Genomic DNA, 26683 nt, shown 5'->3' on the forward strand with positions numbered 1-26683 from the left:
CATGACCGACGCCTATATCGTTGAAGCCGTCAGAACCGCCGGCGGACGCCGCAATGGCGCGCTGGCGGGCTGGCACCCGGCCGACATGGGCGGCGAGGTGCTGAACGCGCTGGTCGACCGCAGCGGGATCGATCCGGCCGCGATCGAGGATGTGATATTGGGCTGCGTGACGCAGGCGGGCGAGCAGGGTTTCGCCTTTGCCCGCAACGCCGTGCTGGCGTCGCGCCTGCCGCAGAGCGTGCCCGCCGTCACCATCGACCGTCAGTGCGGATCGTCGCAACAGGCGCTGCAATTTGCGGCGCAGGCGGTGATGTCCGGCACGCAGGATGTGGTCATCGCCGCTGGCGCCGAAAGCATGACGCGCGTGCCGATGTTCTCCAACATCAGCTATCATCAGCGCGAAGGCGTGGGCGTGGGGCCGTTCAGCGACCGGATCAAGCAGCGCTTCGGCGTAGAGACGTTCAGCCAGTTCGAGGGCGCAGAAATGATCGCGGCCAAATATGGCTTCGATCGCGACGCGCTGGATCGCTACGCATTGCAAAGTCACCAGCGCGCCGCCGCCGCGACGCAGGCCAAGCGCTTCGCATCGCAGATCGTGCCGCTGGAAACCGAAAACGGCCTGCATGTCACGGACGAAGGCATTCGCGCCGATGCCACGCTGGAGGGGATCGGGTCCGTCAAGCTGCTGAAGGACGGCGGCGTGGTATCGGCCGCCAATGCCAGTCAGATTTGTGACGGCGCGTCGGGCATATTGGTGGTCAACGAACGGGCGTTGAAGGCGCATAATCTGACACCGATCGCGCGGATCGTGAACATGACGGTGACGGCCGGCGACCCGATCATCATGCTGGAGGAGCCGATCTTTGCCACGCGCAAGGCGCTGGAGCGGGCGGGCCTGACGATCGGCGATATCGACCTGTATGAGGTGAACGAGGCGTTCGCGCCGGTGCCGATGGCATGGCTTCAGGCATTGGGCGCCGATCCGGAGAAGCTGAACGTCAATGGCGGGGCGATCGCGCTGGGCCATCCGCTGGGCGCGACCGGCACGAAGCTGATGGCGACGCTGGTGCATGAACTGCGCGCACGCGGCCAGCGTTACGGTCTGCAAACCGTGTGCGAGGGCGGCGGCATCGCCAATGTGACCATCGTGGAGGCGCTGTAATGGCGATCACCACGCGCATCACCGAATTGCTGGGGATCGAGCATCCGATCGTGCAGGGCGGCATGATGTGGGTCGGCCGGGCGGAACTGGCCGCTGCCGTCTCCAATGCCGGCGGGCTTGGCATATTGACGGCGCTGACCCAGCCGACGCCCGACGATCTGCGCCGGGAAATCGACCGCTGCCGGTCCATGACCGACAAGCCGTTCGGCGTGAACCTGACCATATTGCCGTCGGTGACGCCGCCGCCCTATGCGGACTATCGCAAGGCGATCATCGATAGCGGCGTGCGGATCGTCGAGACGGCGGGGCACAAGCCGCAGGAGCATGTCGAGGATTTCAAAGGCCATGGCATCACCGTGCTGCACAAATGCACCGCCGTGCGCCATGCGCTGTCGGCGGAGCGGATGGGCGTGGACATCATTTCCATCGACGGCTTCGAATGTGCCGGCCATCCGGGCGAAGATGATATTCCCGGCCTGGTCCTGATCCCCGCTGCGGCAGACAAGGTGAAGATACCGATGCTGGCGAGCGGCGGTTTCGGCGACGGGCGCGGGCTGGCAGCAGCGCTGGCGCTGGGGGCCGAGGGGATCAATATGGGCACCCGCTTCTGCGCGACGGTCGAAGCGCCGATCCATGAGGCTGTGAAGCAATTCATCGTCGCCAATGACGAGCGCGCGACCAACCTGATCTTCCGCCGGTTCCACAATACCGGTCGCGTCGCGAAGAACAGCGTGTCCGATCAGGTCGTTGCGATCAGCCAGCAGCCCGAGGCGGTGTTCGAGGATATCCGCCCCTTCGTATCCGGGGCCAAGGGGCGCGAGGCGCTGGAGACGGGCAATCTGGACGCAGGGCTGGTCTGGGCCGGGCAGGTTCAGGGGCTGATCCACGATATTCCGACCTGTCAGGATCTGCTGGCGCAGATCGTTGGGGACGCCGAGCGGATCATCGCCGGTCGCCTGGCCGGATTCCTGCAACACCAGCCCGGAAAGGTGGCGGCATGACATACCAATATGTTGAGGTGGTGCGGGAAGGCCCGCTGACGATCGTGACGATCAACCGTCCCGAAGCGCATAATGCGCTGAATGCGGCGGCGCAGCTGGAATTGCAGGATGTGTTCAACGATTATGCGGCCGATGACAGCCAGTGGGTCGCGATCATCACCGGCGCGGGAGCAAAAGCCTTCTGCGCGGGGCATGACCTGAAGCAGCAGGCGTCGGGCGGCGGCTTTGCGACACCACCCGCCGGCTTTGGTGGCCTGGCCAGCCGGTTCGACCTCAACAAGCCGGTCATCGCGGCCGTCAATGGCGTGGCGATGGGCGGCGGTTTCGAAATCGTGCTGGCGTGCGACATCGTGGTCGCGTCGCAGAACGCGCTGTTCGCGCTGCCGGAGCCGCGAGTGGGCATTGCCGCATTGGCGGGCGGGATGCAGCGATTGCCGCGCATCATCGGCTTGCAGCGCGCCATGGGCCTGTTGCTGACCGGACGGCGCGTGAGTGCGCAGGAAGGCCATGCGCTCGGCTTCGTGACGGAGGTGACGGACGGCGATGTGCTGGACGCGGCCCGTCGCTGGGCAGGCGAGATATTGGCGTGCAGCCCCATGTCGATCCGCGCGACCAAGGAAGCGACGCATCGCGGCCTGACCATATCCGTGCAGGACGGGATGGAAGCGGAATGGGACTATCCCATGATGAAGGCGCTGCTGGCTTCGGAGGATTTTGTCGAGGGGCCAAAAGCGTTCGCGGAGAAGCGTGCGCCGAACTGGTTGGGTCGGTGAATGGTGGCGCCCCGGATAACGGGGCGCCGCACCATGTCAGGTCCGGACCGTGTAGCGGATCGGCAGCCGCTTGAGGCCCGACACGAAATTCGCCTCCACCCAGGCGGGGTCGCCGGCCAGCCGGATATCGTCGATGCGGGCGAGCAGTTCGGTGAACAATATCCGTATTTCCAGCTTCGCCAGCATATTGCCCAGGCATAGATGCGGGCCATAGCCAAAGGCGATATGCTTGCGCGCGTCGGGCCGCTCCACGCGAAAGGCGAAGGGCGTGTCGAACACCGCCTCGTCGCGATTGCCCGACGGGTAGCACATCATCAGGGAATCGCCCGCGCGGATCGCCTTGCCGCCGACCTCGCAATCGCCCAGCGCGGTGCGGAAGAAATGCTTCACCGGCGTGGTCCAGCGGATGAACTCCTCCACCGCATTGCCGATCAGATCGGGATTGGCGCGTAGCCGGGCCATCTCCTCCGGGTTCTGGATCAGCGCCAGCAGACCGCCGGATATGGCCGAACTGGTCGTGTCATGGCCCGCCGCCGCGACGATCAGATAATAAGCGTTGCGCTCTTTCTCGCCGATCGGCTGGCCATCGATCGTCGCATTGGCCAGGATGGTCGCGACGTCGTTGCGCGGGTTGGTGCGGCGATCCAGGGTGATGGCATTGAAATAGCGGTTGAAGGCCTCAAACGCCTCCACCATCGACGCCATCCCGTCCCCGCCGCCGCTGTCGCTGTCCGTGCCGCCGAACACCTTCTGCGACAGCGCGAGCATCAGCGGCTCATCCTCGCGCGGTACGCCCAGCACGATCATGATCGTGCGCAGCGGATACCAGGCGGCGATTTCCTTGGCGAAGTCGCAACTGTCGCCCTTCTCGATCATGCGATCGACCGTTTCCCGCGCGAGGGCCGTGATTTCCTCTTCCAGCGCGCGCACACTCTTGGCCCCGAACCAGGCGGAGGTCAGCGCGCGATAGGCGCGATGGTCCGGATCATCCATGGCGACGAGGTTGCGGGCGAAATTACTGCTGCCTGACTGGGCGAGCAGCATGTCCTCATCCGTTTTCGTCACCAGAAACTGACGCGGATCATTGAGGAAATTCTTCGCGTTCAATTCGACTGCCATGATGTCGGCATGGCGCGTCACCGCCCAGAAGGGCCGATAGTCGCGCGGCTCCGCCCAATGGACCGGGTCATGCTGTCGCAGCGCCGCGAAGGCCCGGTGATAGCTATGTTCGTCCCCATAGGTGCGCGGATCGACGATGATGTCGTCAATATCCTCTGGCAAAGCATCCGTCACAGGCGTGTCTCCTCTCTTACCCGCAATTCTGAGAGCGGGAGGGGAGCCGGTCCAATCGGCGATGGCGGGCTATTTATCGAGGGCGTCGATCAACTTGGCCGCCTGCACCCCATTCATTGCCGGTCGCTATGGATGCGCGGGCAATCGCGATTGGACGGTGGGGATGGGCTGCCTAGCTTCAAGAGCCAAGAACCATAGCCCGGGAGAGCGGTCGATGCCCATCATTCATGCAGGCGAAGGCGCATAGATATGCACCCGTCCATCCACGCCCGCACGACGCCGGACAAGCCGGCCTATATCATGGCCGGAACCGGTGAGAGGGTCAGCTACGCGCAACTGGAGGCGCGCTCCAATCAGGGGGCGCATCTGTTTCGCGCGCTGGGGCTGCGGCGCGGCGACGGCATCGCGTTGCTGCTGGACAATGGGCCGGCCTTTTTCGAGATCGTCTGGGCGGCGCAGCGGGCCGGGCTTTATTATACCTGCCTGTCGACGCGGCTGGCGACGCCGGAAATCGCGTTCATCCTGAGCGATTCCGGTTCGCGCCTGCTGATCGCGTCGCAGCCGGTGCCGGCCGACCTGCCGACGGAGGGGCTGATCGTCTTCGCGCCGGCTGTCCGCGATTTCCTGACCGAGCGGGCAGCCATGCCGGAGACGCCGATCGCCGATGAATCGCCGGGGAACGACATGCTCTATTCGTCCGGCACGACCGGCCGGCCCAAAGGGATAAAGCCGCCCTTGCCGGAAGGGTCGCTGGACCAGAGCAACGCGCTGACCGACTATGGGCGGACCAGCTATGGCATGGATTCAAGCAGCATCTTCCTGTCCCCCGCCCCGCTTTATCATGCCGCGCCGCTGCGCTGGTGCATGTCGATCCAGAAGCTGGGCGGCACGGTGATCGTGATGGAGAAATTCGATCCCGAAGCGACCCTGGCGCTGATCGAGCGCTTTTCCGTAACCCATGCGCAGTTCGTTCCGACCCATTTCGTGCGGATATTGAAACTGCCCGAAGCGGTGCGGCGGCGATATGATCTGTGCTCGCTGGTGACGGCCTTCCATGCGGCGGCCCCCTGCCCGGTCGAGGTGAAGCAGGCGATCCTTAATTGGTGGGGGCCGATCCTGCATGAATTTTATGCCGGGACCGAAGCCAACGGCCTGACCAGCATCGGTCCTGCCGAATGGCTGACCCATCCCGGATCGGTTGGGCGCGCCATCTGGGGCAAGGTGCGGATTTGCGACGAGGATGGCGAATGGCTGCCGCCGCGCGAGATCGGCACCATCTATTTTGCCGATGGGGCGCCGTTCGAATATCATAACGACCCGGAGAAGACCGCGCAGAGCCGCAATCGCCATGGCTGGACGACGCTGGGCGATGTCGGATGGGTGGATGAGGAAGGCTTCCTCTATCTGACCGATCGGCAGAGTTTCATGATCATATCGGGCGGGGTGAACATCTATCCGCAGGAAATAGAGGATGCGCTGATCATCCATCCCAAGGTGGCCGATGTCGCGATCATCGGCGCGCCGGACCCGGAAATGGGGGAGCGTGTGGTGGCGGTGGTGGAGCCGGCACACTGGGACGAAGCCGGCCCGGCGCTGGCCGAAGAATTATTGGCGCATCTGGCCGGGCGGATCGGGCGGATCAAGCTGCCGCGCCAGATCGATTTCGATCCGAACCTGCCGCGCCATCCCAATGGCAAGCTGCTCAAGCGGATCGTGCGGGCGCGCTACTGGCCGGGCGCATGATCGTTCAGGCCATCAGCCCGCCGCCATTGGCGTGCAAGATCTGGCCTGTGATGAAGCTGGCGCGGGACGAGGCGAGGAACAGCACCGCTTCGGCGATCTCGCGCGGTTCGGCGAGGCGGCCGAGCGGCAGGGCGCCCGTCACGGCCTGAACCGCGCCGGTCGTGTCGGACGCCATCAGCGCGTCGACGGTTTCGGTGCGGGTGGGGCCGGCCGATACCGCGTTGACGCGGATATGCGGCGCCCCTTCCGCCGCCAGCGTGCGAGTGAAGGCCTCTACCCCGGCCTTGGCAGCGGCATAGGCGGCCAGGCCCGGCGTCGGAAAACGGGCGGCGGTGGACGACATGTTGACGATCGCCCCATCCCGCTCGCGCAGGACAGGGAAGGCGGCGCGGCAGAAGGTCATGGTGCCAGTGAGGTTGGCAGCGATCGTGTCGGCATAAAGCGCGTCGCTCGTCTCCTCGATCCGGGCGGTGGGGAAGATGCCCGCGATATTGGCGAGGATGTCGAGGGCGCCGCCATGGTCGATCGCCTTTGCGACGGCGCGTTCAGCCGTGTCGGCCTGCGCTATGTCGCCGGCGATCGTGGTGGCGGCTTCGCCCAGGCCTTCAGCTGCTTCAGCCAGCGCAACCCCATCCCGCCCTACCAGCACCACCCGCGCGCCGCGCTCCACCAGCAAGGTCGCGACGGTCAGACCGATGCCTCTGGAGCCGCCGGTCACGATGGCGGTCTTGCCCGCAAATTCCCCCATCATGTCCCCTCGCCTATCCGCTGATGGTGCGATGGCGCGTACCGTCGGGGTCGATCACCAGCCGCACGCTCTGTCCCCCGTTCATGCCGCACATGGCGGCATAGACGACATGCTGGCCATGCAGTCGCGACCAGCCGATATCGGCCAGCTGGGCGATATGGGTGCCATGGTCGCGATAGAGCCAGATCCCTACGCCAGCCAATTCCACCACCAGCAGCACCGCTACCGCCATCCGCACGCGCGGGCGGCGCAGGACAGCGGCGATGCGGGTGAAGATGGTGTCGGCCACCTCCCCCGCCGGCACGGGCATCAGGCCCCAGAAGACCGCCCAGCGCCGCAACATCGCCATCGCCTGCGCGACCAGAAAGGCGGCGATGAGGCAGCAGGCCATGTCAGGCCACCGGCACGATCGTCAGCGGCGTACGACCGGTGAGCGCCACTGTCAGCCGGGCTTTGCCATCCAGACCCGCAGTGAAGCGCTCGTCCGTCTCGATGATGTGATAGCTGCGCCCCGGCACCAGCCGGTCGATACCGATGTCGCTGCGCACCGCTTCTGCGCCGGGATGCAGCACCAGTTCCAGCGCTGCTCCGTCCGTCACCGCACGGCCGACGATCACATCGGGATAGACGGCATCGGCCAGGATCGGCCCCCTGGCCCAGGCGTCGGGCAAGCCCCGGTTCACCATGTCGCGGATCGTGTTGCGCCCGCCCCAGCTTTGCGAAGCGGCGACACCCTCGCCCGATCGCTGGTCGATCGCTTTCATCGTGGCCTCGATGATGCGATCGTCGCCCATTTCCTGCGCGGCCCACAGCGTCACCATCAGCGGGTTGAGTTCGGGCCAGCGGGAGAAATCGGCCGGCTTGCGGGTATCCCAGCCCAGCGGCAGCAAGCGGAAGTCGAGCGAACCGTCAGGCTTCACGCTGATGAAATCCTGCTTCATCACTTCCCAAAGCCGCTCCGCCCCGGCCGGATCATAGGGGGTCATGAAACGTACGCCCCAAGTCTCGCCGAACAGGCCGGAAAGGCTCGGCACCTCAAAGCCGAAGGGCGAGGATGTGCACACCTTGATGCGACCATCGGCCATCATCATTTCCTCTTCCATCGTCCGGTCGAACCGGTCGCCGACGCGGGCGAGCATGTCGGTGCCGTGCCGCGCATCGTGCAGTGCCAGCGAGGTGCGGCCGACCAGGTTGCACATGGAATATATCCAGCGCGGTTCGCAGGGGAACCAGCCCAGATCATAGCGTTTGAAATTCTTGACCACCTCTTCCAGCATGCTCTCATGGCTGTAGGGAAAGGCGGTCTTTTCATCCCAGCGGAAGGTGAGCGATCCGGGCGCGGTGAAGGGCGACGTGCCACTCGCCGTTTCGAACAGGCCGAGCGAGACGCCCAGAAAGCCCGAGAGCATGATATTGTCGATCGTGACCGGGTTCTTCTCGATCTTGAAATTGCCCCACAGGCTTTCCCAATACCAGTAATTCCATGTCTTGCGGTCGATATGCTTGCGGATCAGATTTTCCTGCGCGGTGTTGAGATAGCCGTGAAAGGCCGGCAGGCGCGTATATTGGCCAAGCGACAGGTTCCAGGACATGGTGCAGATCTGATAGCGCAGCGCGCCGTCCTGCCATGTGTCCTCGGTCGAAAAGCCATTCCAGCTATCGACCGGTTGCAGCGCTAGATCCAGCATGCGCCGAAATTCGGCGACCTGCGACGGCGGCATTTCCGGCTCCGCCGTGATCGGTGCATCGCGCATGACCGGCTGCGTCTTGGCAAGGATCGTGTTGAGTTGCGCGCCCCGCGCCTTGGCAGCGGCGAAGCCCTTGCGGCGACCGAGCGCGAACCAGCCATGGAGTGCCAACACGGCGGCCGGGATGGCCCATTCCATCCATGATACGCCGCTGCGCCCCTCGATCCACGCAGCCGAGAGCAAGGCCGTGCCGACCAGGACCGCCGGCGGCGCGAGGATCACGCCGCGCGCCCACCAGATGAACATGATGACGGCAAAAGCCGCCATGGAGAGCGCGGCGCCCAAGATACCGACACCGTCGCCGGCATAAAGGAAACCCGCGCCGGGGAATATCAGGCCGAAGCCGAACGCTTTCCATTGGGCACTCATGCCCAGCAGCATGGGCGCCACGCCGATCAGGAAGACGAGGCCCAGCATCGCATAGAAGCGATAGAGCCGCCGTGCCGTCAGCGGACCGTGCACCGTCTTGCGTTCCGGGATAGGCGGGATGCGATCGACCAGCGGCGCCAGCGAAGGCACGGCGTCTTGTGGAATGAAATCCGCTTCAAATGCTAGCGTTCGGGCGGTCATGGACCTCTCCTTTTTCTTCCCGATCAAGCCGGGAATCTTGCCATCATCGTAGGACGATTACGTTAGACGTGCAACCATCCATATCCCATGGCGGACGGCGCACCATAGCGCCCCGTCCGCACCTTGATCCTCTGGGCGAGGATCGCGTTACATATGCCAGCTGACCTGCACGCCATAGGTGCGCGGCATGCCGGCAAAGCGGGAGATCGACGCCAGATTGTCCTGCACGTTGGACCAGTAATAAGTATTGCCGACGTTGCGGATGTAGATGCCAGCCCGCACATTGCTGTCCGGAAATTCGAAACCGGCGCGCAGATCGACCAGCGCATAGGCCTTCATATCGAAGCGCGGATCGGCATCGACGAAGGCGGTGGTGGTGTTGGCCAGCGCCGTCGTCGTCTTGCTGTTATAGGTCAGGGATATGCCGATAAAGCCCTCCGCCGAACTGCTGATCGGGGCCTGATATTCCGCGTCCGCGACCGCCGTCAGCTTGGGGGCATAAGGGAATTTCTGACCCGAAAAATTGCGCAGGTCGTCAAAGGCATCATAGCCTTCGAACTCGGTAATCTTGGTGTTGATATAGGTGCCGCCCAGGCTGACGCGCAGGCCATCGACCGGCCGACCGACGATCGAGGCTTCCACACCCCAGATGCGGCTCTTGGGGATCTGCACCAGACCATCGAGCGTACCGAAGACCGGATCGGGCTTGCGACCGCGCAACTGCTTGTCCTTATAGTCATAATAGAAGCCGGCCAGCGCATATTCGATCCGGCGATCGGCCAGCGGCCCCTTGATACCCACTTCATAGGCAGTGACGGATTCCTGCTTCACCGGAACATAGCCCGAATAGCTGGCCACCGAAGCGGTCGGGAAACTGCCCGATTTATAGCCGCGCGCGACGCGGGTGTAGAAGAGCGTGCCGCCATCCGTTTTGTAATTGGCGCCGACGTTCCAGCTGACATTATCTTCGTTCAGATTGTCGAACGCGGCCGGATCGAAGATCTCGGGGAAGTTGGGCGTGAAGGTCAGGCAACCGCCCGGCTGGACATTGGTGCCGAAGATCGCATTCCACCAGGTCGCGGTATCGCCGCCGAAATCGTTGGTGCAGCCTTCGAAGCTGCGCTTGCTGTCGGTATAGCGGATGCCGCCGATCAGGGTGATGTTGGGCGTGACCTTATATTCCGCATTGGCGAAGGCCGCGAGATTCTTCACGTCCTGCCGCGAATAGTTGAAGGTCAATATGCCGCGCGGCGCGCCGGGGATCATCCAGAGCGGGTTGGATGAGGGGCCTTCGCTGAAATTGTAGAAGAGCCGGTCGAACGTCTTGGATTTGTTGTAATTGCCGCCGGCGATGAAGGTCAGGCTGTCAAACTCGCCGGTCAGGCGCAGCTCCTGCGCGACATCCTTGATATAGCCGGTCGTATTGGTGTCGACCGAGGCATAGGTGGTGCCGTCGAAATCCTGCACCGAGTCCGTCTTGTAATGGGAGTAGGCGGAGATGGAGGTGAAGGTCAGATTGTCGTTCAGCTCGAAATCGGCCCGCAGGCTGGCCTGCCAGAAACTGTCGTCGCGGGCCGGACGACGGCCGAAAATGCCATAGCCCCAATCGGCGGCGCGCGGCGTGCGCGGGCTGCGCGGATAATTTTTGAAATTGGTGGCGTCCGGGCTGCCGCAGGTACCCTCGACCGATCCGGCGCAATTGTCCGACACGATCTGCGCGGCCTGCGTGTCGCCCTTGTCGCGCCAGCCATTGACGTTGAGCAGGAATTTGACCTTGTCGCTGGGCTGCCAGTCGAGCAGCACGCGGCCCTGGAGCATGTCCTGCTTGCCCAGTTCGTCCGACCGGGTGAAGCTTTTCTGCCAGGGACCGGACTGGATGGTGCGTATCGCGACGCGGGCTTTGAGCGTATTGCTCATCGGACCGGACACATAGCCCTGCACGTCATAGGTGGAAAAACGGCCGAAACTGGCGGTCGCCCCCGCCTTGAAATCATCGGTCGGCTTGGCGACGATATAGTTGATCGCGCCGCCGGTGGTATTCTGGCCGAAAAGCGTGCCCTGCGGCCCTTTGAGAACTTCGACACGCTCGATATCGAAGGCCGCGCCACGCGTCGGCGCGCTGAACGGCAGCGCGACTTCGTCGGTATAGACGGCCACGGTCGGCGCGGCGGACAGGGTCGTTTCGTAGAAGCCGACGCCGCGCAGCGTATAGACCGGCGTGTTGAACGGCGAAGGCTGAACGGTCAGGCCCGGCACGATCTTGCCGAGGTCGGTCGGCGAATTGATGCCGCGCTGAAGCAGCGTGTCGCCGGTTTCCGCCGTGATGGAAATGCCGACGTCCGACAGCGATTGTTCGCGCTTGTTGGCGGTCACGATGATGTCAGCGTAAGCGTTGTTGCCGCCCCCGCCCGCCTGCGGATCGGCGGCCTGCGCGCCGGCGGTGCCGGTCCCGGCGACCAGTGCGATCAGCGATGCGCCGATGCAATATGCCATGCTGCTTGTGCGGATCATGCCCATTGTCCTTCTCCCAGATTTCGCGCCCGCTTCTTGCAGGTCGCCTTCATGATCTTGCGAAAAGGCCCGCCATGGACTTGCCATGGCGGGCCTTTTTATAGGTTCACATCTTGAAGCTGGCGGTGACGCCATAAGTGGCCGGCATGCCGGTCAACCGCCAGATCGTGTCGTAACCGACCTGCACATTGTACCAATAATATTTGTTGGTGATGTTGCGACCCCACAGCGTCGCGGACCACCGACCGTCCCGCGACCCGACCCCAACCCGCGCGCCGAACAAGGTGTAGGCATCGATCCGCAAAGACGGCGTCTGCGCCAGATCGGCATAGGTGGCACTGTTATACGTCATGTCGCCGCCGATGATCAGGTCGGTCCCGCCGCCCTGAATGGGTAGGCGATATTCGATATCGGCCGTGCTGGTCCATTTGGGCGAGAAGTTGAACGACTTGCCCGACAGGTCGGTCGGCATGTTGAACGCATCGAAACCTGCGAAATTCTTGATCTTGGAGTCCGCATAGGACAGCGCGCCGCGCAGCGTCAGCCCGTCCGACGGCTTGACGACGGCATCCAGATCGAAGCCCTTGACCGTCGATTTCGGCACGTTGGCCAGCACGGGCAGCAGGCCGAAGACCGGATCGGTCGTGTTGGTCAGCAATTGCTTGTCGCGATAATCGTAATAATAGCCGGCCAGGTTGAACTGGACCATGCGGTCGAACAGGCTCAGCTTCGTGCCGATTTCATAGGATGTCAGCTGTTCCTGCTTTACGGGCGCGAATTGCGACCGGGCCGTGGCGTTGATGACGGGATAATTGCCCGCCTTGTAACCGCGACTGACGAGCGCATAGAGCAGCGTATCGCGGCTGGGCTTGAAATTCACGCCCGCGCGCCAGCTGACATTATCCTCCTTGAAACGTTGCACCGGGAATGGCGCGGTGAAGGTCGCATTGTCCAGCGTCACGCAGCCGCCCGGCACGGTCAGAGGCCCGCCGAACAGCCCGTTGATGACATTGGAAAAGCTGCCATCGCCGGCATCCGCGCTACAGGCCTGATTGCTGTGCTTGAGCGACGTATAGCGGATACCGCCGATCAGGGTGATCTGATCGGTCACCGCATATTCGACATTGCCGAACGCCGCCCAGCTCTTGTTGGTCTGCCGGCCGCGATTTTCGTTGAAGAATATGTCGCCCACGCCATCGGGATTTTCAGGCGTCGCGCCGACATTGGTCGTGCTGGACAATATGCCGCCGAAATCCTGGAGCGAGCTTTCATAGCTGTTGTCGGTGCTGTAATTGCCGCCGACCGTCACCAGCGCGCCGCCGAACTGGCCCGCCAGACGGAATTCCTGATTGAACGCCTCCACATGGCCGCTGGTCGTGACGTAGCTGAGGCCCAGGCTGGTGCCGTCATTATCGAACACGCTATGGATCTTGGCATAGGCATAGTTGGACAGGGATGTGAGCGTGACCTTGTCCGCCACTTCATAATCGACCCGCAGGATCGCCTGCCCCATCTTGTTGTCGCGTTCGAAATCGCGGCCGGCATCCCAGTCGGCCTGACGCGCATTACGGCGCGGGCTTGGCTGGGTGAAGAGCGCGGGGCTGGCCTGCGTCGCGACGCGCGGCGAGGCGGCGAAGAATTGCGGGATCTGATTGTCGGACGTGTCGATCCAGCCGTTGAGGTTGAGCGACACCGTCAGGCGATCGCTGGGTTGCCAATCGAGCAGCAGGCGGCCGGCGACCTTGCGCTGCGCACCGATGCTGTCGCTGCGGGTATAATTTTCCTGCCAGTCGCCCGACCGGGTGCCGGCCACCGCCAGACGCGCCGACAGGGTGGAACCGATAGGACCACTGACGAAGGCTTCGCCCTGAAATGTGTTGAACCGACCGAATGTGCCGGTCGCGCCGGCAGCGAAATCCTTCGTCGGCTTGTTGGCGATATAGTTGATCGCGCCGCCGGTGCTGTTCTGCCCGAACAAGGTGCCCTGAGGCCCCTTCAGCACTTCGACCCGCTCCAGGTCGAATATCGGCCCCTGCGTCATCGGGCCATAAGGCAGCGCCGCCTGATCCAGATAGATGCTGACCGTCGGCTGCGCGCCGAGGTTGGAGGAATTGAAGCCGACGCCGCGCAATGTGTAGACCGGCGTGCCGTCCGCCGCCGCCGCCACAGTCAGGGCCGGCACCACGCGCGCCAGATCCTGCGAACTGGCCACGCCCTTGTTGACCAGCGCGTCGGCGGACAGGGCAGTGATGCTGAGGCCGACATCGTTGATATTCTGCTCACGCTTGTTGGCGGTCACGATGATATCGGCATAGTTTCCGGCGGATTGCGGCGCACCGCTGTCCTGCGCCTGCACGGGATTGGCAGCCGCCAGGGCCGTAAACGAACAGCCAAGCAGCAAGGCTGATGGGGACATCAGTCGCATGGGTCTTCCTCTCCAGAAATGTGCCTGCTGTGCAGGTCGGTGCCGGAGGCCCAATCACTCCGGATGGCTTGTGTTTTCACATCCAGCCTTGTTCGTCAATATCGTTCGACGATTTTATCGGAGAAAAACGCCGAACCATGAAGTTCGACCCTTTGCGCCACCATATGGACGCGGCGCCCGCAGGACGGTATTGCCGGATCAGAAACTTGATGGATCGACGATGACCAAAGCCGCGACGAAACAGGCACCCAGCGCCAAAGACTCCCTTCCCGTAACGGAGAATGAAAGCGCGACCGACAAGGTGGCCGAAGCCATCACCCAGGGCATCCGTACCGGCGTGTTCGTGCCGGGGCAGCATTTGCTGGAGCCGGACCTGACGCGCCGCCTGGGCATCAGCCGGGGGTCGCTGCGCGAGTCGCTCAAGCATCTGGCGGCGGCCGGCATCGTCACGCTGAACCGCTATCGCGGGGCCTATATCGGCCTGCTGGACCGCACGGCATCCTTGCAACTGCTCGATACGCTGGAGCCGCTGGCGCGGCTGGCGGCACGACTGGCGGCGGAAAATTGCACGAGCGCCGCCGCGCGCAGCCAGATCGAGACGGCGATCGCCGACCTGGATCGCGCGGCACGATCCGGCAACCGCGCCCATTATCTGGAGTCGCGGCGCCGCTTTTACGACGCGATGATCGACCTGGGCGGCAACCGCGAACTGGCGCGCGTCATCCCCCTGTCCCGCACCGACCTGTTCCGCGCACAGATCGAGACGGTCCAGTCCGACACGCAGCGTAAGCGCCATGCATCGGGCTATGGCCCGATCGCCAAGGCGATCATCGCCGGCGACCCGAAAAAAGCCGACCTGGCAGTGAAGAAACATTTCGACGGTACGCGCAAGACGATGACCGAATTGCCGGAAGATATATTCCCGACCATGGGCTAAACCGCGCAAATCCGCGCCTTGCGGGTTAGAAATAGCCCAGCCAGCGTAGATTAGCCGATGTTTTGGCTGGACGAAATCGTCGGACACATTTAGCCTTCCAGCCGACCCCGAACGAATCGGGGCATCGGTCAGGAGAGTTTCATGCTGCGCGTTTCGGCCACCTATCCGAACCTGCCGGGCAGCCATTTCGATGGCGACGACTATGTCGGCCGCCATGCCCCCTTCGCGCGCGGCCTGCTGGAACCGCTCGGTCTGCGCGCCCTGCGCATCACGATCGGCACCGCCGCGCTGGACGGCGCGCCGCCGCCCTATTGGGCGCTCAGCGAACTCATCTTCGACGACCGCGACAGTTTCGATCGCGCCATGGACATCTGTGGCGCGGCGCTGATGGGGGACGCCCCCCGCTACACCAATGTCGATCCGGTGCTGCAGATCAGCAGCCTGATCGACGCCTGACACCATAAAATCCGGGAGAATGCGATGCGGAACTTCGTGCGTCATGAAATGGACGATATCGGCCAGCTGATCGGGCTGGACGAGCTGCTCAACCACCAGATCGTCGACACCTTCTCCTCCACCGCCACGGCGGATCTGGGCTGGACCGAGAAGATCTGGACCGCGCTGGTGCGCAAGGATGGCAGCCTGTCGATCGATTTTGGCCTGGGCCGTTATCATAACCGTGGAGTTATGGATGGCTGGGCCGCCGTCGCGCGCGGCGACAGCCAGTGGACCGTGCGTGCCAATCGCGAATTGCGCGACGACCCCACCGAAACGACGGTCGGTCCGCTGATTTACGAGATTATCGAGCCGTTGCACAAGGTTCGCTACGCGCTCGAAAAGAACGACGCGCAGCCGATCGCCTTCGACATCACCTTCACGTCGGAAATGCCGCCCTTCTTCGAGGACCGGCACAAGCAGCGCGAAAAGGACGGGTTCCGCATCGGCTCCGACGTGGTGCGCTATCACCAGATCGGCGTACCGTCGGGCTGGGTCGAGATAGAGGGCGAACGGATCGAGGTGAACCCCGAGGAATGGACCGAATATCGCGACCATAGCTGGGGCCAGCGGCTGGACGTCGGCGCGCACAGCCCGGACGTGCGTCCCTCCTCCGACTTTGGCGATGCCAAATTCGGCGAGGGCGAATTCGTGCTGCTCTGGTCGCCCTTCATGCTGACCGCGCCCAATGGCGACAAGCATGCCTATCATTTCTACTTCATGGCGAAGCAGGGCCGCATCTTCTATTCGTCGGGCTATCGCAACCATCCCGATGGGCGGCAGGAAAAGGTCGCGCGGGTGCGGCCGGAACTGACGTTCAACGATGTCGGCCGGCGCCTGCTGGGCGGCAAGGTGCATTTCGACATGATGCAGGGCGGCACTCACACGGTCGAGATCGCGGTCGCCGGGCCGACAGCCGTGCATCTGGGGCCGGGTCTTTATCTGGGCTTCGACGGCAAGAAGCATGGCGCGTGGAAAGGACCGCTGGAGGTCGAGGGCGAAAAGTTCGACGACTATACCGACCTCACAACATTGAAGCGCATGCGCCAGCTGCGCGATTGCCCGATCCTGGTGCGGGAGGGTGACGCGACCGGCCATGGCATCATGGAAACGATCATCCATGGCGCCCACCCCGACATCGGCCTGACCGCCGATAATTCGATCCTGTAAGGAGGCCTGGCATATGGCGCGCGACACCGACCGTCTTGCGGAAGGGCTGCGCGCCTTTCTGCCCCGTGGCGCCGGCATTACGGGGGTAAAGACCCTGTCGGCCGGCCACAGCAACGAAACCTATCTGGTGGAGGGGCTGAACGAAATATTGCGTATGCCGCCGTCCGAGGAGGGGTTGTTGCCGCCGTACGACATGGCGCGGCAGCATGCGGTATTGTCGGCGGTGAAGGCGCATGCGCCGGCGGTGCCGCTGCCCGCGATGCTGGAACTCAGCACCGATCCATCAGTCGTCGGCGACGATTTTTTCCTGATGGAATGCGTGCCGGGCGAGGCGTTCGAATATGTGACGCCCGACTGGGTAAAGGCCGATCCGGTGGCGGTGCCCGACAGCATCTGCCGCCAATGGTTCGACGCGGTGATCGGCCTGCACACTATGCCCGTAGGCGAAATGCCACCGGGCGGGCGGACCGTGCAGCAGGAGGCGCAGCATTGGCTGGACGTCGCCCGCTCCGCCGAGGCGACCACCGACCTGATCGGCGTGCTGGAGGATCTGACCGCCCGGCCGCCAGCTACTTCAGGCGCACCGACTCCGGTGCATGGCGACCCCAAGCATGGGAATTGTTTGTGGCATCAGGGGCGGCTGACCGCCCTGCTCGACTGGGAAATGGCGCAGATTTCCGAACCCCTGCTCGACCTGGGCTATATATTGATGTTCCATGATCAGGGGGAAGCATCTCTGGCCGATGCAGGGTTCGAGCAACCCGGATGGTGGTCGCCCGAACGCATGATCGCGGAATGGGAGAAGGGCACCGGCCGCACGGCGGTGGACGTCGCGCGCTATACCGTGCTGGGTCAGGCGAAGGTCGCGGCGATCATCGCCCTGGGCGCCTATCTCTTTACCAGCGGCAAGGTGGCGGACGTGCGGTTCAAGGCGTTCGGCGCGGTGCTGCCGGCCTACACCAAATTGCTGGTGAGCCGGGCGATGGCAGCGGCCTGACAGGAATAGAGTCCGCCGCCCAACACCGTTCGACCGACAGGATCGGTCAGAACGGTGTTTGGCGGCGTGATATGTCAGCGCGCGCGGGTCACGCTGTTGCCGACGCCGGCGCTGCTGACTTTGGGCGCGGTCTTGCCGGGCGTGCGCCAACTGACCTTGTTGCTGATCCCTTCCACCTTGATCGTGGATTGGGCGGCCATCTGCGCGATGACGACGTTGCCGGAGCCTTCGACGGTCAGATGGGTGCAGGCGCCTTCGACCGTCACCTGATTATCGGTGCCCGTCACGCTCGCCTTGCCACCCGCGCAGTCGAGCGTGGAGTGTTCGCCCGATCCTTCGAGAACCGCCTGCGCATGGGCGGGCGTCATGACAGCAACGCAGGCGAAGAGCGCGGCGCCGGTCGCGGCGATCCGGAACGAGCTTTTATTGGCCATTATCATCATCCTCCTTGTTCGGGATGATGGGTGGCACAGCCCCTGTGGTTGCTCGTGACAGTTGCGACGAACGGGCGCGGGCGCACGATGACCGGCCTGGTCGGGTCGATAAGGCTGGCTTGCCGGCCCGCGCCTGCTATGGCGGCGCGATGCTCAACATGCACAATCAGGCCGGAACCGTCCTTGTCGACGGGGTCACATATGAATGGGAACTCCGGCGCGAGCCGCAATGGAGCGACGCCGACGGCTGGCGGGGCATGACGATCGCCCTGTTGCAGACCGATACGCAGCGCGAAGCGGTGCTGGAATTTCCGCCGCCCAAGCGGTTGCTCAAGGGCTTGCAGCGCGGGCGGCTCCAGATCAACGATGCGATCGTCTCACGCGGTATCCGCGCGGCGCTGGCGGCGGGATGGGAACCGACGTCGCGCGGCAAGCCGGTCGTGTTCACGGTGGATGCGGACGGGAATTGAGGGAGACGGGTAACAGTGTGCCGCCCTATTCATTCGTCACGCTGACTTGTCGTTCTGCACCATGTCCCGCCATGCCGGGCGCGACCCGGCATCCCGCTTCTTTCCGAACATAATGGGTGAAGACAGGCGGGCCCCCGGATCAAGTCCGGGGTGACGGTGAAAGTTAGACGCCTATATGATCTTAGATGGCGTCACGCCGCCAGCAAACGTACCAACGGGGCGGCATATTCGATCAGGGCGCCGGGTTCCGCCAGGACTTCGGTAACGAGGCCAGGCTGATCGGCACAAAGGTCGATCGGTTCACCCAGCAACTCGATCCGCGCCACCGCATCGCCCGCCGCCACGGCGCTGCCCACGGCCAGAGCCGACACGAAGGAGGCTATGTGCGGGGCGCTGACGAGTTGCTCCGCCTTGGCCGCCTCCACCAGTATGGCAGGTAAAGGCGCAGCCTCCACAGCGACCGGCGCGTGAAGTGGGTTGGCGCCGCCGCCGGGCGTCGCGACGAACAGCTCGTAATCGCCGGAGCGTAGATGAATGTCGGCATAGCCCGACTGGCGGAACAGGCGCAGCAGGGCGCGCGTGTCGGTGATGATATCGGTCATGCGGCTTCCCCCAGCAAGGCGAGCAGCGCGGGCAGCACCGGCTCCGTCACGATGGTTTGCACCCCCTGCGCGCGGGCGATGCGCGCGGTGTCGGGATTGGCCAGCGTCACGCCCCGCGCGGCAGACGCACCATGCAGCAGCGCGGACAGTTCGTCCGGCTCCCCTCCCGACCAGAGCGCGTCGATATCGATCACCCCGTCCAAGCCCGCAGCGTCGGCCGGGCGCAGAACGCGCACCGGGCTGCGTTCGCGCGCCCATATGATCAGCTGAGCAAGGCGGCTGTCGCCCGCCTCATCGGGCATTTCGACCGGCAATTCGCCCGCATAGACGCGGCCCGTTTCGCCATCGACGGTGACGAGGGCGCCGGGTTGCGGCCCCCTACCATCGCCGACGCCGACCACGCAGGGGCGGCCGAGCGCGCGGCTGACGACCGCCGCGTGGGAGGTAGACCCGCCCTGCTCCGTCACCACCGCCTTCGCCGCGATCATGCCGTGGATATCGTCGGGGCTGGTGGTCGCGCGGACCAGGATCACGGCCTCTCCAGCGGCGGCGCGCCGTTCGGCTTCGTCCGGGTCGGTGACGACCGTGCCGCAGGCGACGCCGGGGCAGGCCCCCTCCCCCTGCGCGACGATGGCGGCATCCTGCGCGCCGGTGCCCAAGCGCGGCAGCAGCAGCGCGCGTACCTGTTCGGGACTGACGCGGGACAGCGCCTGATCGATATCGATCAGCTCTTCGCCCACCATCTCCACCGCCGCGCGCACCGCCGCGTCGGGCGCGCGCTTGGCCGATCGGGCCTGAAGCAGATAGAGGGTGCCGCTCTGCACCGTAAATTCGATATCCTGCATGTCGCGATGCTCGCGCTCCAGCCGGGCGGTCGCGTCGAGCAGCGCGGCATGGGCGGCGGGATCGAGATCGCGCATGGCGTCGAGGGGGAGCGGCGTGAACTTGCCGGACACGACATCCTCCCCCTGCGCGCGGGGCAGATATTCGCCATAGGGCGAGGCTTCGCCGGTCAGCGGATTGCGACTGAACAAGACACCGGTGCCGCTGCGATCGTCCAGATTGCCGAACACCATCGCCTGGATGGTGACGGCGGTGCCCATGTCGTGCGGGATCCCATTATGCTCGCGATATTTCTTCGCGCGACGCGTGTTCCAGCTGTCGAATACGGCGCGAACGGCGCCGGTCAGGCATTCTCGCGGGGTGGCAGGCACATCGACCTGCGCGCGCCAGCCGGCCGGGTCGGCGTCATGGTCCAGCTCGACCGGCATCTTCAGCACGATCGAGGCGTAAAGTTCGAGGAAGCGGCGATGCGTGTCGCGCGCGAAATCCGGCAGCCCGGATTCGGTAGCGAGTGCGCTTTCGGCTGCGTCGTCGATGCCGAGGTTCAGCACCGTATCCATCATGCCAGGCATGGAAATGGCGGCACCGGACCGGACCGACAGCAGCAGCGGCTTGTCCGCGCCGCCGAAATGGCGGCCGGTCGCGTCATTAAGCCAGGCGAGGCCCGCCTCTATCTCCGCCTCCAGCCCCTCAGGGAAATCGCCCTGCGCCAGATAGGCGTTGCAGGCCGCCGTCGTGATCACGAAGGCCGGGGGCACGGGCAGGTCCATCCCGCGCATCCGCGCGATCGACCAGGCCTTGCCGCCGATCAGGCTGCGGTCGGGCAGGCTCGTGCCGTCCAGCAGGACGGTCCAGTTGGATGACATCAGCTTATTCCTCCCGGACCCGGCCCATGATGCGGAGCAGATCCTCGTGCAGTTCGAACCAGATGGTGTGGTAGCTGTCGCGTCGGATGTCGCTGACCCATTCATGCGCGCCATCTTCGGCGGCTTCGAGCGCGGCCAGCAGCTTTTGCGCGTAGAAGTTCATGCGCGGCCAGCCTTTGGACAAAGCCGCCAGGATCGGTTCGACCTGCTCCTGCACTTCGCCCAGGCGATCGATCACCGCGTCGTCATGGGCGCGGTCGCTATGGTCGTTGGCGACCTTGTTGCCGCCGATGCTGATCGTCTGCCAATCGGTGATGACCTGTTTCAGGGTCTTGTTCACCCGCTCGAAGGCGAGATAGGCGTTCTCGAACGCCTTGTCCTGCCGCAGCGGCGCGAAGTGCAGGCCATAGCGCGCCTCCAGCGCCACGCGGGTCAGCGGGGCGAGGATGAAGGCGTCACCGGTATCGACCACCCGGCCGGTCGCGACCGCGTCGGCGAGCAGGGTCGATACGCGCGGTTCGGGCAAGCCTACCAGAGCGGCGATGGCGGCGGCGCCGGCGTGGCGTTTGATGGCGACGCCGTGGAACACCAGATCGCGGTCATTTATCATGCCGTCGCCTCCTCCTGGACGAGGCGCCAGACGCGGCCGACCCGCTCGACGCCCTGCTGATAATCCTCGGTCGTCTTGGCAGCCGCCGTCGCTTCGATCGTGACCGTGTCGCCATCGGCGATGCCGGCGATCTTCGCGTTCATCAGGCAGGGGATATTATATTCGCGGGTCAGGATGCCCAGATGCGATCGCACCGTGCCACCCGCGCAGATGACGCCGGTAAATTGTTCGATGATCGGCGCGGTCAGCGTGCCGCCGCTATCGTCGATCACCGCGATGATGCCGTGCGGAACGCCGTTGGTCAGATAATCCAGCACCCGTTCATTGGTGCGGATGAAGCGGGCGATACCGGTGATATCGGCGTCATGACGTACCACATTGTCGCCCACGCCCGCGAGCGCACGGCCCGCTTCGTCCGGATCGCCCTGCGGCGCGTCGGGGTGAGAGAAACTCTCGTCCACCTGATCGCCATCGCCGCGCGATTTGTAGATGTCCGGCCGTTCCGCGACCGAAATGCCGGCCGACCAGTCGAAGCGATGACCGGTGCCAAGCAGCCGCCGTTCGACATCCGCCAGATCCGCTTTGGTCAGGGTCGCGCCGCTGACACGAAAGCCGTCCCAATCCTGTCCCGATTGCGCGAAACGGTCGCGAAGCCTTTCCTGCACAAGGCTCAGCGTCGCCTCCACCAGCGACGAAGCCGGCGGGCTCCCCTTGTGCGCGCTATCGATGGGCAACCCCATACATCTCTCCTGTTCTTGACGAGTCTGCGCTCTCCCCCTCGATGTGCCGGGTCGCAGCATTTCTGTCAAGCATCTGACAGATGAAATCGTAGGACGATATTGACGGCAAACCTCGACTCATCTAGCTTGGGCGTCAAAGAAGTCGATCCGGGAGAGAATGTGTGACCGCCAAGCCCAATCCGCGCGTGTTGATCGTGAATGACGATGGCATCGACGCGCCCGGCATCCTGTTGCTGGAAGAAGTCGTGCGCCAGTTCAGCGACGATGTGTGGGTGGTGGCGCCGGACGAGGAACGGTCGGGTGCGGGGCACAGCCTGTCGCTATCCTACCCGATCCGGGTGAAGCAGCGCGACGAGCGGCATTTCGCGGTCAAGGGCACGCCGACCGACTGCGCGCTGCTGGGCGTCTATGAATTGCTGGGCGACAAACGGCCCGACCTGCTGCTGTCTGGCATCAATCGCGGGCCGAACCTGGCGGAGGATATCACCTATTCGGGTACGGCATCGGCGGCGATCGAGGGTGCGATGCTGGGCATTCCGTCGATCGCACTCAGCCAGATATGGAGTTATCAGACGCCGGTGCATTGGGATACGGCGCGCCATTATACGGCGCAGATCTTGCCGCAGCTGCTTGGCCTGGAATGGACGCAGGGCAGTTTCGTCAACGTGAATTTCCCGCATTGTCCGCTGGATGAGGTGAGCGGCGTGCGGGTCACTCGCCAAGGCATGCGCCCGCCCGGCTCCTTCCGCCCGATCCCGCGCATCGATGAACGGCATGTGCCCTATTATTGGATCAAGATCGCCTTCCCGGACGGCGGCGCGGCACAGGGTAATGATCTGGCGGCCGCGCGCGACAATGCGGTGTCGATCACGCCGATGCAGCTGGACATGACGGCGCACGACCAGCTGGCGCATTTCCGCACGCTGTTTGAAACCGAACCGGTGGGGGCATGAACGCGCCCGCCACGATCGGCACGACCGAAAAGGTCGCCGACGCCATCCGATCCGGCATCCGCACCGGCCAGTTCGTGCCGGGCCAGCATCTGGTCGAGGCGGAACTGACGCTGCGGCTGGGGATCAGCCGATCGTCATTGCGGGAGGCTTTGCGGCATTTGTCGGGGGACGGGATCGTCGCGATCCATCGCTATCGCGGCGCGCATATCAACCGCCTGACCCGGCGGGAGGTGCGCGACCTGTTGGAGGTGCTGGAGCAGCTGGTGCGGCTGGCGGCGCGGCTGGGTGCGGCGTCGGGCCATGCCAATCGCAGCCTGATGGACGCGGCGCTGGACGCGGCGCGGCGGCATGACGAGGATGGCGACCATCGCAGCTATATCGCGGTGCGGCAGGCCTTCTACGACTGCCTGTTCGAGGTGGCCGGCAATCGGGAATTGCCGCGGGTGACGCCGCTGCGCCGCGCCGACCTGTTCCGTGCGCAGATCCGCCCCTACCAGACCCGCGCGCAGCAGGATTCGCATACGGAAGGCTATAGGGCGATCGCACAGACGGTGAATGACGGCGATGTCGACGCGGCGGAGGCGGCGGTAGCAGCACTATTTGCGCAGACCAATGCGATGGTGGACGAATTGCCGGACGTGGCGTTCGATGTGGAGTGAGGGCTTCCCGCTCACCCGTTCGCCAATAATCGTCATTCCCGCGAAAGCGGGAACCCATCTCCCAACTTTGTCCATGAGGAAAGCAGCGGAGATGGGTCCCCGCCTTCGCGGGGATGACGAATTTTTCAGGATGAAGTAAGGATCGTCACAGCGCTCAGTCCGTCCTCAACCCCATAAAAACCGCCGCTATTTTCCGCAAGCGCTATACGTGCGCCTTCCACCTGACGCTGGCCGGCCTCTCTACGCAATTGCGTCACCAGTTCGTGGATCTGGCCCAGCCCCGTGGCACCGAGCGGATGCCCCTTCGACACCAGCCCGCCCGACACATTGACCGGGATGCGTCCGCCCAGCGCCGTAACGCCAGCCTCCGCATCATGTCCCGCCTGCCCCGGCGCGCTGAGGCCAAGTGCTTCCACTTGCACGATTTCGCCCGATGAACTGGCATCATGCACTTCGGCGACATGCACGTCCTGCGGGCCGATGCCGGCCTTTTCATAGGCGCGCGCCGACACGATGCGGGTGACATGATTGGCATAGTCGTCGGGCGCGCGATCGGTGCCGCTCTGTGATTCCGTCGCCAGCACGCGGACCGCGCGCGCCTGCGGAAAGCGGCCGAGCAGGTCGCCGGCGCACAGGACCGCCGCCGCCGCGCCATCGCTGATCGGGGCGCACATCGGCACGGTCAGCGGCCAGCTGACATTGGGCGCGGCCAGCACCTCCTCGATGCTCATGGCATTGCGATATTGGGACAGCGGGTTGAACTGCGAGTGGCTATGATTCTTGGCGGAGACGGCCGCGATCTGACGTTGGGTCGTGCCATATGTGGCCATGTAAAGACGCGCCTGCGCGGCATAGGCGTCCATCATGATATTGGGACCGGGGCCGTCCAGCCCGTCGGGCGCGGGCGCCAGCATGCCCTTCGTACCGTCGATATAGCGCTGCGCCTCGATCGCATCGAGCGGCTGCTGGAACACGGCGAAACGCTTTGCGCGATCGGCGCTGTAGAGCTTTTCCACGCCCACGATCATCGCCACGTCGGTCAGGCCCGCGCGGATATAGTCCGCCGCGACATGCAGGCCGATCGTCGCGCTGGCGCAGGCGGCCTCCACATGCAGCACGCGCACACCCTGAATGCCCAGCGGCCGCAGCGCATATTCGCCGGGGATCGACATTTCGCCGGCGAAGAACCCCTGAATGACATTGCTGTATATCGCCATGCCGAGATCACTGGCCTTCGCACCAGCATCAGCCAGCGCTTCGCCGACCGCCTGCTGCGCCAGGTCGCTATGGGTGCGGTCGAGGTGCCGGCCGAAGGGCGTCATGCCGACGCCGATGATATGGACGTCGCGCATCAGATTTTCCTTCCGGCCTCTTCCCAATAGGGTTTGCGCAATTCCGCGCGCGATACCTTGCCCGCATTGGTGCGGGGTAGCTGGCGGACGATCTCGATCCGCTTGGGGGTCTTGACCGCGCCCAGCGCTTCGCGGGCGAAGGCGATCAGGGTCGCTTCCTGCGGTTTGTGGCCGGGGCGGGCCTCGACGAAGGCGATCACCGCCTCCCCCCATTTCTCGTCGGGGATGCCGACGACGGCGCAATCCTGCACGGCGTCATGGGCCAGAAGGGCCTTCTCGACCTCGGCCGGGTAGACGTTAAAACCGCCGGATATGATCATGTCCTTCTTGCGGTCCACGACATAGAACCAGCCGTCTTCATCGCGCACGCCGATGTCGCCGGTATGGTGCCAGCCATGGGTAGAGACTTCGGCCGTCGCCTGCGGGTTCTTGTAATAGCCCGCCATCACCAGCGGCCCGCGCACGACGATCTCGCCGCGCTCGCCGGGCGGCAGGATATGGCCGTCATCATCCATGATCTCCACGATGGAGAGCAGGTTGGGACGGCCGCAACTGCCGGGATGGGCGAGGTCGCCCGCCGCGTTCAGATGTTCGTGCGGCGGCATGGCGGTGACGCACATGGACGCTTCGGTCTGGCCGAAACTGGCGTTCATGACCGGACCGAAGACGGCGATCGCTTGCCTCAGCCGGTCGAGCGACATGGGGGCGCCGGCATAGCTGATATATTGTAGGCTGGAAAAATCCGCGTCTCGCACGCCGGGGTGCGAGAGCAGCATGTAGATCGCCGTGGGAGGCAGGAACATATAGGTGACGCGGTGCCGCTCGATCGCGTCGATCACCGGGCCGGGCTCGAATTTCGGCAGGATGACGACCGTGCCGCCCAGTGCCATGCTGGCCAGCGCGAGCGGGCCGGCGGCATGGGTCATGGGCGCGGCTACCATATTCACAGGCGGCATGGTCATCGGCATCGACGCGACCAGACTGGAGACGAGCGCCTGCCAGTTGCCATTGGTCAGCATCACCCCCTTCGACCGACCGGTAGTGCCGCCGGTATTGGCGAGGAAGCCCAGTTCCTCCACCGCGCCGGTGCGGCGTTGCGGGACTGGCGGCGCGTCGGCATCCAGGCGATCTTCGAGGAAGAAGTCGGCTTCGTCGAAAGCCCGGTCGAGCGCGATATAGCGGCGGATGTTCGGGCATTGCGCCCGAAACTCGACGATGCGGTCCGCCACTTCGGAATGGACGAACAACGTGTCGATATCGAGCAGGTCGAACAGATAGGCGTTCTCGCTTGTACTGGCCCGATTATTGGCCATCGCCCACACGCCATCGGCGCGAAGGATGCCCAGCACCGCCTCGAACGCAACCATGGCGTTGCCGCTCAGCACGGCGGCATGGGCGCCCGGCGCGAAGCCGTCCGCGATCAACAGCGCGGCGATGGCGTTCACGCGGGCCGCGACCTGCGCATAAGTCTTCTGCGTGTCGCCCTCGATCATGCAGGGCTTGTCATGCGCGATGCGCAGGCCGCGATCGAAATAGTCGATCATTCGCATGGGGTGGCCCCTTTCGTCGTTGCGAGCGTAG

General features: G+C 64.4%; 24 protein-coding genes. 11 read left to right on the forward strand and 13 right to left on the reverse strand.

The features are described 5' to 3' along the window. Position 1 precedes the first annotated feature (1 nt). Genes F4U95_RS08695 through F4U95_RS08705 form a run of 3 tightly spaced genes read left to right on the forward strand, consistent with a single transcriptional unit; the run spans position 2 to position 2936 of the window. Entirely contained in the window at positions 2 to 1162 is a 1161-nt protein-coding gene (locus tag F4U95_RS08695) for an acetyl-CoA C-acetyltransferase (protein WP_120250301.1), read from the forward strand. Beyond that, positions 1162 to 2163, forward strand: coding sequence for an NAD(P)H-dependent flavin oxidoreductase (locus tag F4U95_RS08700; RefSeq protein ID WP_150425381.1), 1002 nt, complete (start codon positions 1162 to 1164; stop codon positions 2161 to 2163). Before F4U95_RS08695 ends, F4U95_RS08700 begins: the two co-directional genes overlap by 1 nt. Further along, positions 2160 to 2936, forward strand: coding sequence for an enoyl-CoA hydratase-related protein (locus F4U95_RS08705; protein WP_150425382.1), 777 nt, complete (start codon positions 2160 to 2162; stop codon positions 2934 to 2936). Before F4U95_RS08700 ends, F4U95_RS08705 begins: the two co-directional genes overlap by 4 nt. A 36-nt stretch (positions 2937 to 2972) precedes the next feature. Here the strand turns inward: F4U95_RS08705 and F4U95_RS08710 are convergent, their stop codons facing one another. Further along, the gene (locus tag F4U95_RS08710) at positions 2973 to 4229 is read right to left on the reverse strand and encodes a cytochrome P450 (RefSeq protein WP_150425383.1); all 1257 of its coding nucleotides are present in this window, start codon (positions 4227 to 4229) and stop codon (positions 2973 to 2975) included. A gap of 249 nt (positions 4230 to 4478) precedes the next feature. On the opposite strand from F4U95_RS08710, the gene F4U95_RS08715 reads away from it, so the two are divergent. Next, positions 4479 to 5972 carry an acyl-CoA synthetase gene (locus F4U95_RS08715; RefSeq protein ID WP_150425384.1) on the forward strand — a complete coding sequence of 498 codons (1494 nt, stop codon included), beginning with the start codon at positions 4479 to 4481 and terminating at the stop codon, positions 5970 to 5972. A 4-nt stretch (positions 5973 to 5976) separates the two neighbouring features. Here the strand turns inward: F4U95_RS08715 and F4U95_RS08720 are convergent, their stop codons facing one another. The 5 genes from F4U95_RS08720 to F4U95_RS08740 form a co-directional block, all read right to left on the reverse strand. Next, a complete protein-coding gene (locus tag F4U95_RS08720) occupies positions 5977 to 6723 on the reverse strand; it encodes an SDR family NAD(P)-dependent oxidoreductase (protein ID WP_150425385.1) in 747 nt (248 codons plus the stop codon). Positions 6724 to 6733: 10 nt separating this feature from the next. Continuing rightward, positions 6734 to 7111, reverse strand: coding sequence for a hypothetical protein (locus tag F4U95_RS08725; protein ID WP_150425386.1), 378 nt, complete (start codon positions 7109 to 7111; stop codon positions 6734 to 6736). 1 nt (position 7112) lies between these two features. After that, positions 7113 to 9038 carry a linalool dehydratase/isomerase domain-containing protein gene (locus F4U95_RS08730; protein ID WP_150425387.1) on the reverse strand — a complete coding sequence of 642 codons (1926 nt, stop codon included), beginning with the start codon at positions 9036 to 9038 and terminating at the stop codon, positions 7113 to 7115. Positions 9039 to 9185: 147 nt separating this feature from the next. Next, positions 9186 to 11549, reverse strand: coding sequence for a TonB-dependent receptor (locus tag F4U95_RS08735; protein ID WP_246171541.1), 2364 nt, complete (start codon positions 11547 to 11549; stop codon positions 9186 to 9188). A 106-nt stretch (positions 11550 to 11655) separates the two neighbouring features. Beyond that, on the reverse strand, positions 11656 to 13974 hold the full coding sequence (locus F4U95_RS08740; protein ID WP_150425388.1) for a TonB-dependent receptor: 2319 nt from the start codon (positions 13972 to 13974) through the stop codon (positions 11656 to 11658). Between the two features lie 220 nt (positions 13975 to 14194). Here F4U95_RS08740 and F4U95_RS08745 point away from each other — a divergent pair, with 220 nt between their 5' ends. The 4 genes from F4U95_RS08745 (at position 14195) to F4U95_RS08760 (ending at position 17573) form a co-directional block, all read left to right on the forward strand. Next, entirely contained in the window at positions 14195 to 14911 is a 717-nt protein-coding gene (locus F4U95_RS08745) for a GntR family transcriptional regulator (protein WP_161600383.1), read from the forward strand. Between the two features lie 141 nt (positions 14912 to 15052). Then, the gene (locus F4U95_RS08750; RefSeq protein ID WP_150425390.1) at positions 15053 to 15367 is read left to right on the forward strand and encodes an EthD family reductase; all 315 of its coding nucleotides are present in this window, start codon (positions 15053 to 15055) and stop codon (positions 15365 to 15367) included. A 24-nt stretch (positions 15368 to 15391) separates the two neighbouring features. Next, the gene (locus F4U95_RS08755) at positions 15392 to 16576 is read left to right on the forward strand and encodes an Rv3169 family protein (RefSeq protein WP_211363963.1); all 1185 of its coding nucleotides are present in this window, start codon (positions 15392 to 15394) and stop codon (positions 16574 to 16576) included. A 13-nt stretch (positions 16577 to 16589) separates the two neighbouring features. Further along, complete coding sequence (locus F4U95_RS08760; RefSeq protein ID WP_150425391.1) at positions 16590 to 17573, forward strand: phosphotransferase family protein; 984 nt, start codon at positions 16590 to 16592, stop codon at positions 17571 to 17573. A 74-nt stretch (positions 17574 to 17647) separates the two neighbouring features. Here F4U95_RS08760 and F4U95_RS08765 read toward each other — a convergent pair whose 3' ends face one another. After that, positions 17648 to 18007: a DUF3060 domain-containing protein gene (locus F4U95_RS08765; RefSeq protein WP_161600384.1), complete on the reverse strand. Its 360-nt coding sequence runs from the start codon at positions 18005 to 18007 to the stop codon at positions 17648 to 17650. 149 nt (positions 18008 to 18156) lie between these two features. Here F4U95_RS08765 and F4U95_RS08770 point away from each other — a divergent pair, with 149 nt between their 5' ends. After that, entirely contained in the window at positions 18157 to 18477 is a 321-nt protein-coding gene (locus F4U95_RS08770) for a hypothetical protein (RefSeq protein WP_150425500.1), read from the forward strand. Positions 18478 to 18668: 191 nt separating this feature from the next. On the opposite strand, the gene F4U95_RS08775 is transcribed toward F4U95_RS08770, so the two are convergent. The 4 genes from F4U95_RS08775 to F4U95_RS08790 are packed head-to-tail and all read right to left on the reverse strand — an operon-like array spanning position 18669 to position 22138. Continuing rightward, positions 18669 to 19079 carry an acetyl-CoA carboxylase biotin carboxyl carrier protein gene (locus F4U95_RS08775; protein WP_150425393.1) on the reverse strand — a complete coding sequence of 137 codons (411 nt, stop codon included), beginning with the start codon at positions 19077 to 19079 and terminating at the stop codon, positions 18669 to 18671. After that, positions 19076 to 20788 (reverse strand): pyruvate, phosphate dikinase, encoded by a 1713-nt coding sequence (locus F4U95_RS08780; RefSeq protein WP_150425394.1) that lies wholly within the window; start codon positions 20786 to 20788, stop codon positions 19076 to 19078. Before F4U95_RS08780 ends, F4U95_RS08775 begins: the two co-directional genes overlap by 4 nt. A 4-nt stretch (positions 20789 to 20792) precedes the next feature. Then, on the reverse strand, positions 20793 to 21398 hold the full coding sequence (locus F4U95_RS08785; RefSeq protein WP_150425395.1) for a hypothetical protein: 606 nt from the start codon (positions 21396 to 21398) through the stop codon (positions 20793 to 20795). Further along, on the reverse strand, positions 21395 to 22138 hold the full coding sequence (locus tag F4U95_RS08790) for a PEP-utilizing enzyme (RefSeq protein WP_150425396.1): 744 nt from the start codon (positions 22136 to 22138) through the stop codon (positions 21395 to 21397). Before F4U95_RS08790 ends, F4U95_RS08785 begins: the two co-directional genes overlap by 4 nt. Positions 22139 to 22299: 161 nt before the next feature. Here F4U95_RS08790 and surE point away from each other — a divergent pair, with 161 nt between their 5' ends. Together surE and F4U95_RS08800 are read left to right on the forward strand one after the other, a co-directional pair. Next, positions 22300 to 23091 carry a 5'/3'-nucleotidase SurE gene (gene surE / locus F4U95_RS08795; RefSeq protein WP_150425397.1) on the forward strand — a complete coding sequence of 264 codons (792 nt, stop codon included), beginning with the start codon at positions 22300 to 22302 and terminating at the stop codon, positions 23089 to 23091. Continuing rightward, the gene (locus F4U95_RS08800; RefSeq protein ID WP_150425398.1) at positions 23088 to 23750 is read left to right on the forward strand and encodes a GntR family transcriptional regulator; all 663 of its coding nucleotides are present in this window, start codon (positions 23088 to 23090) and stop codon (positions 23748 to 23750) included. Before surE ends, F4U95_RS08800 begins: the two co-directional genes overlap by 4 nt. Before the next feature lie 125 nt (positions 23751 to 23875). Here the strand turns inward: F4U95_RS08800 and F4U95_RS08805 are convergent, their stop codons facing one another. Then, a complete protein-coding gene (locus tag F4U95_RS08805; RefSeq protein WP_150425399.1) occupies positions 23876 to 25102 on the reverse strand; it encodes a thiolase family protein in 1227 nt (408 codons plus the stop codon). Next, positions 25102 to 26652, reverse strand: coding sequence for a class I adenylate-forming enzyme family protein (locus F4U95_RS08810; RefSeq protein WP_150425400.1), 1551 nt, complete (start codon positions 26650 to 26652; stop codon positions 25102 to 25104). The genes F4U95_RS08805 and F4U95_RS08810 overlap by 1 nt, the downstream gene beginning before the upstream one ends. Between the last annotated feature and the right edge of the window lie 31 nt (positions 26653 to 26683).

The sequence above is a fragment of the Sphingobium limneticum genome (assembly GCF_008710165.1).
Lineage (GTDB): Bacteria > Pseudomonadota > Alphaproteobacteria > Sphingomonadales > Sphingomonadaceae > Sphingobium > Sphingobium limneticum.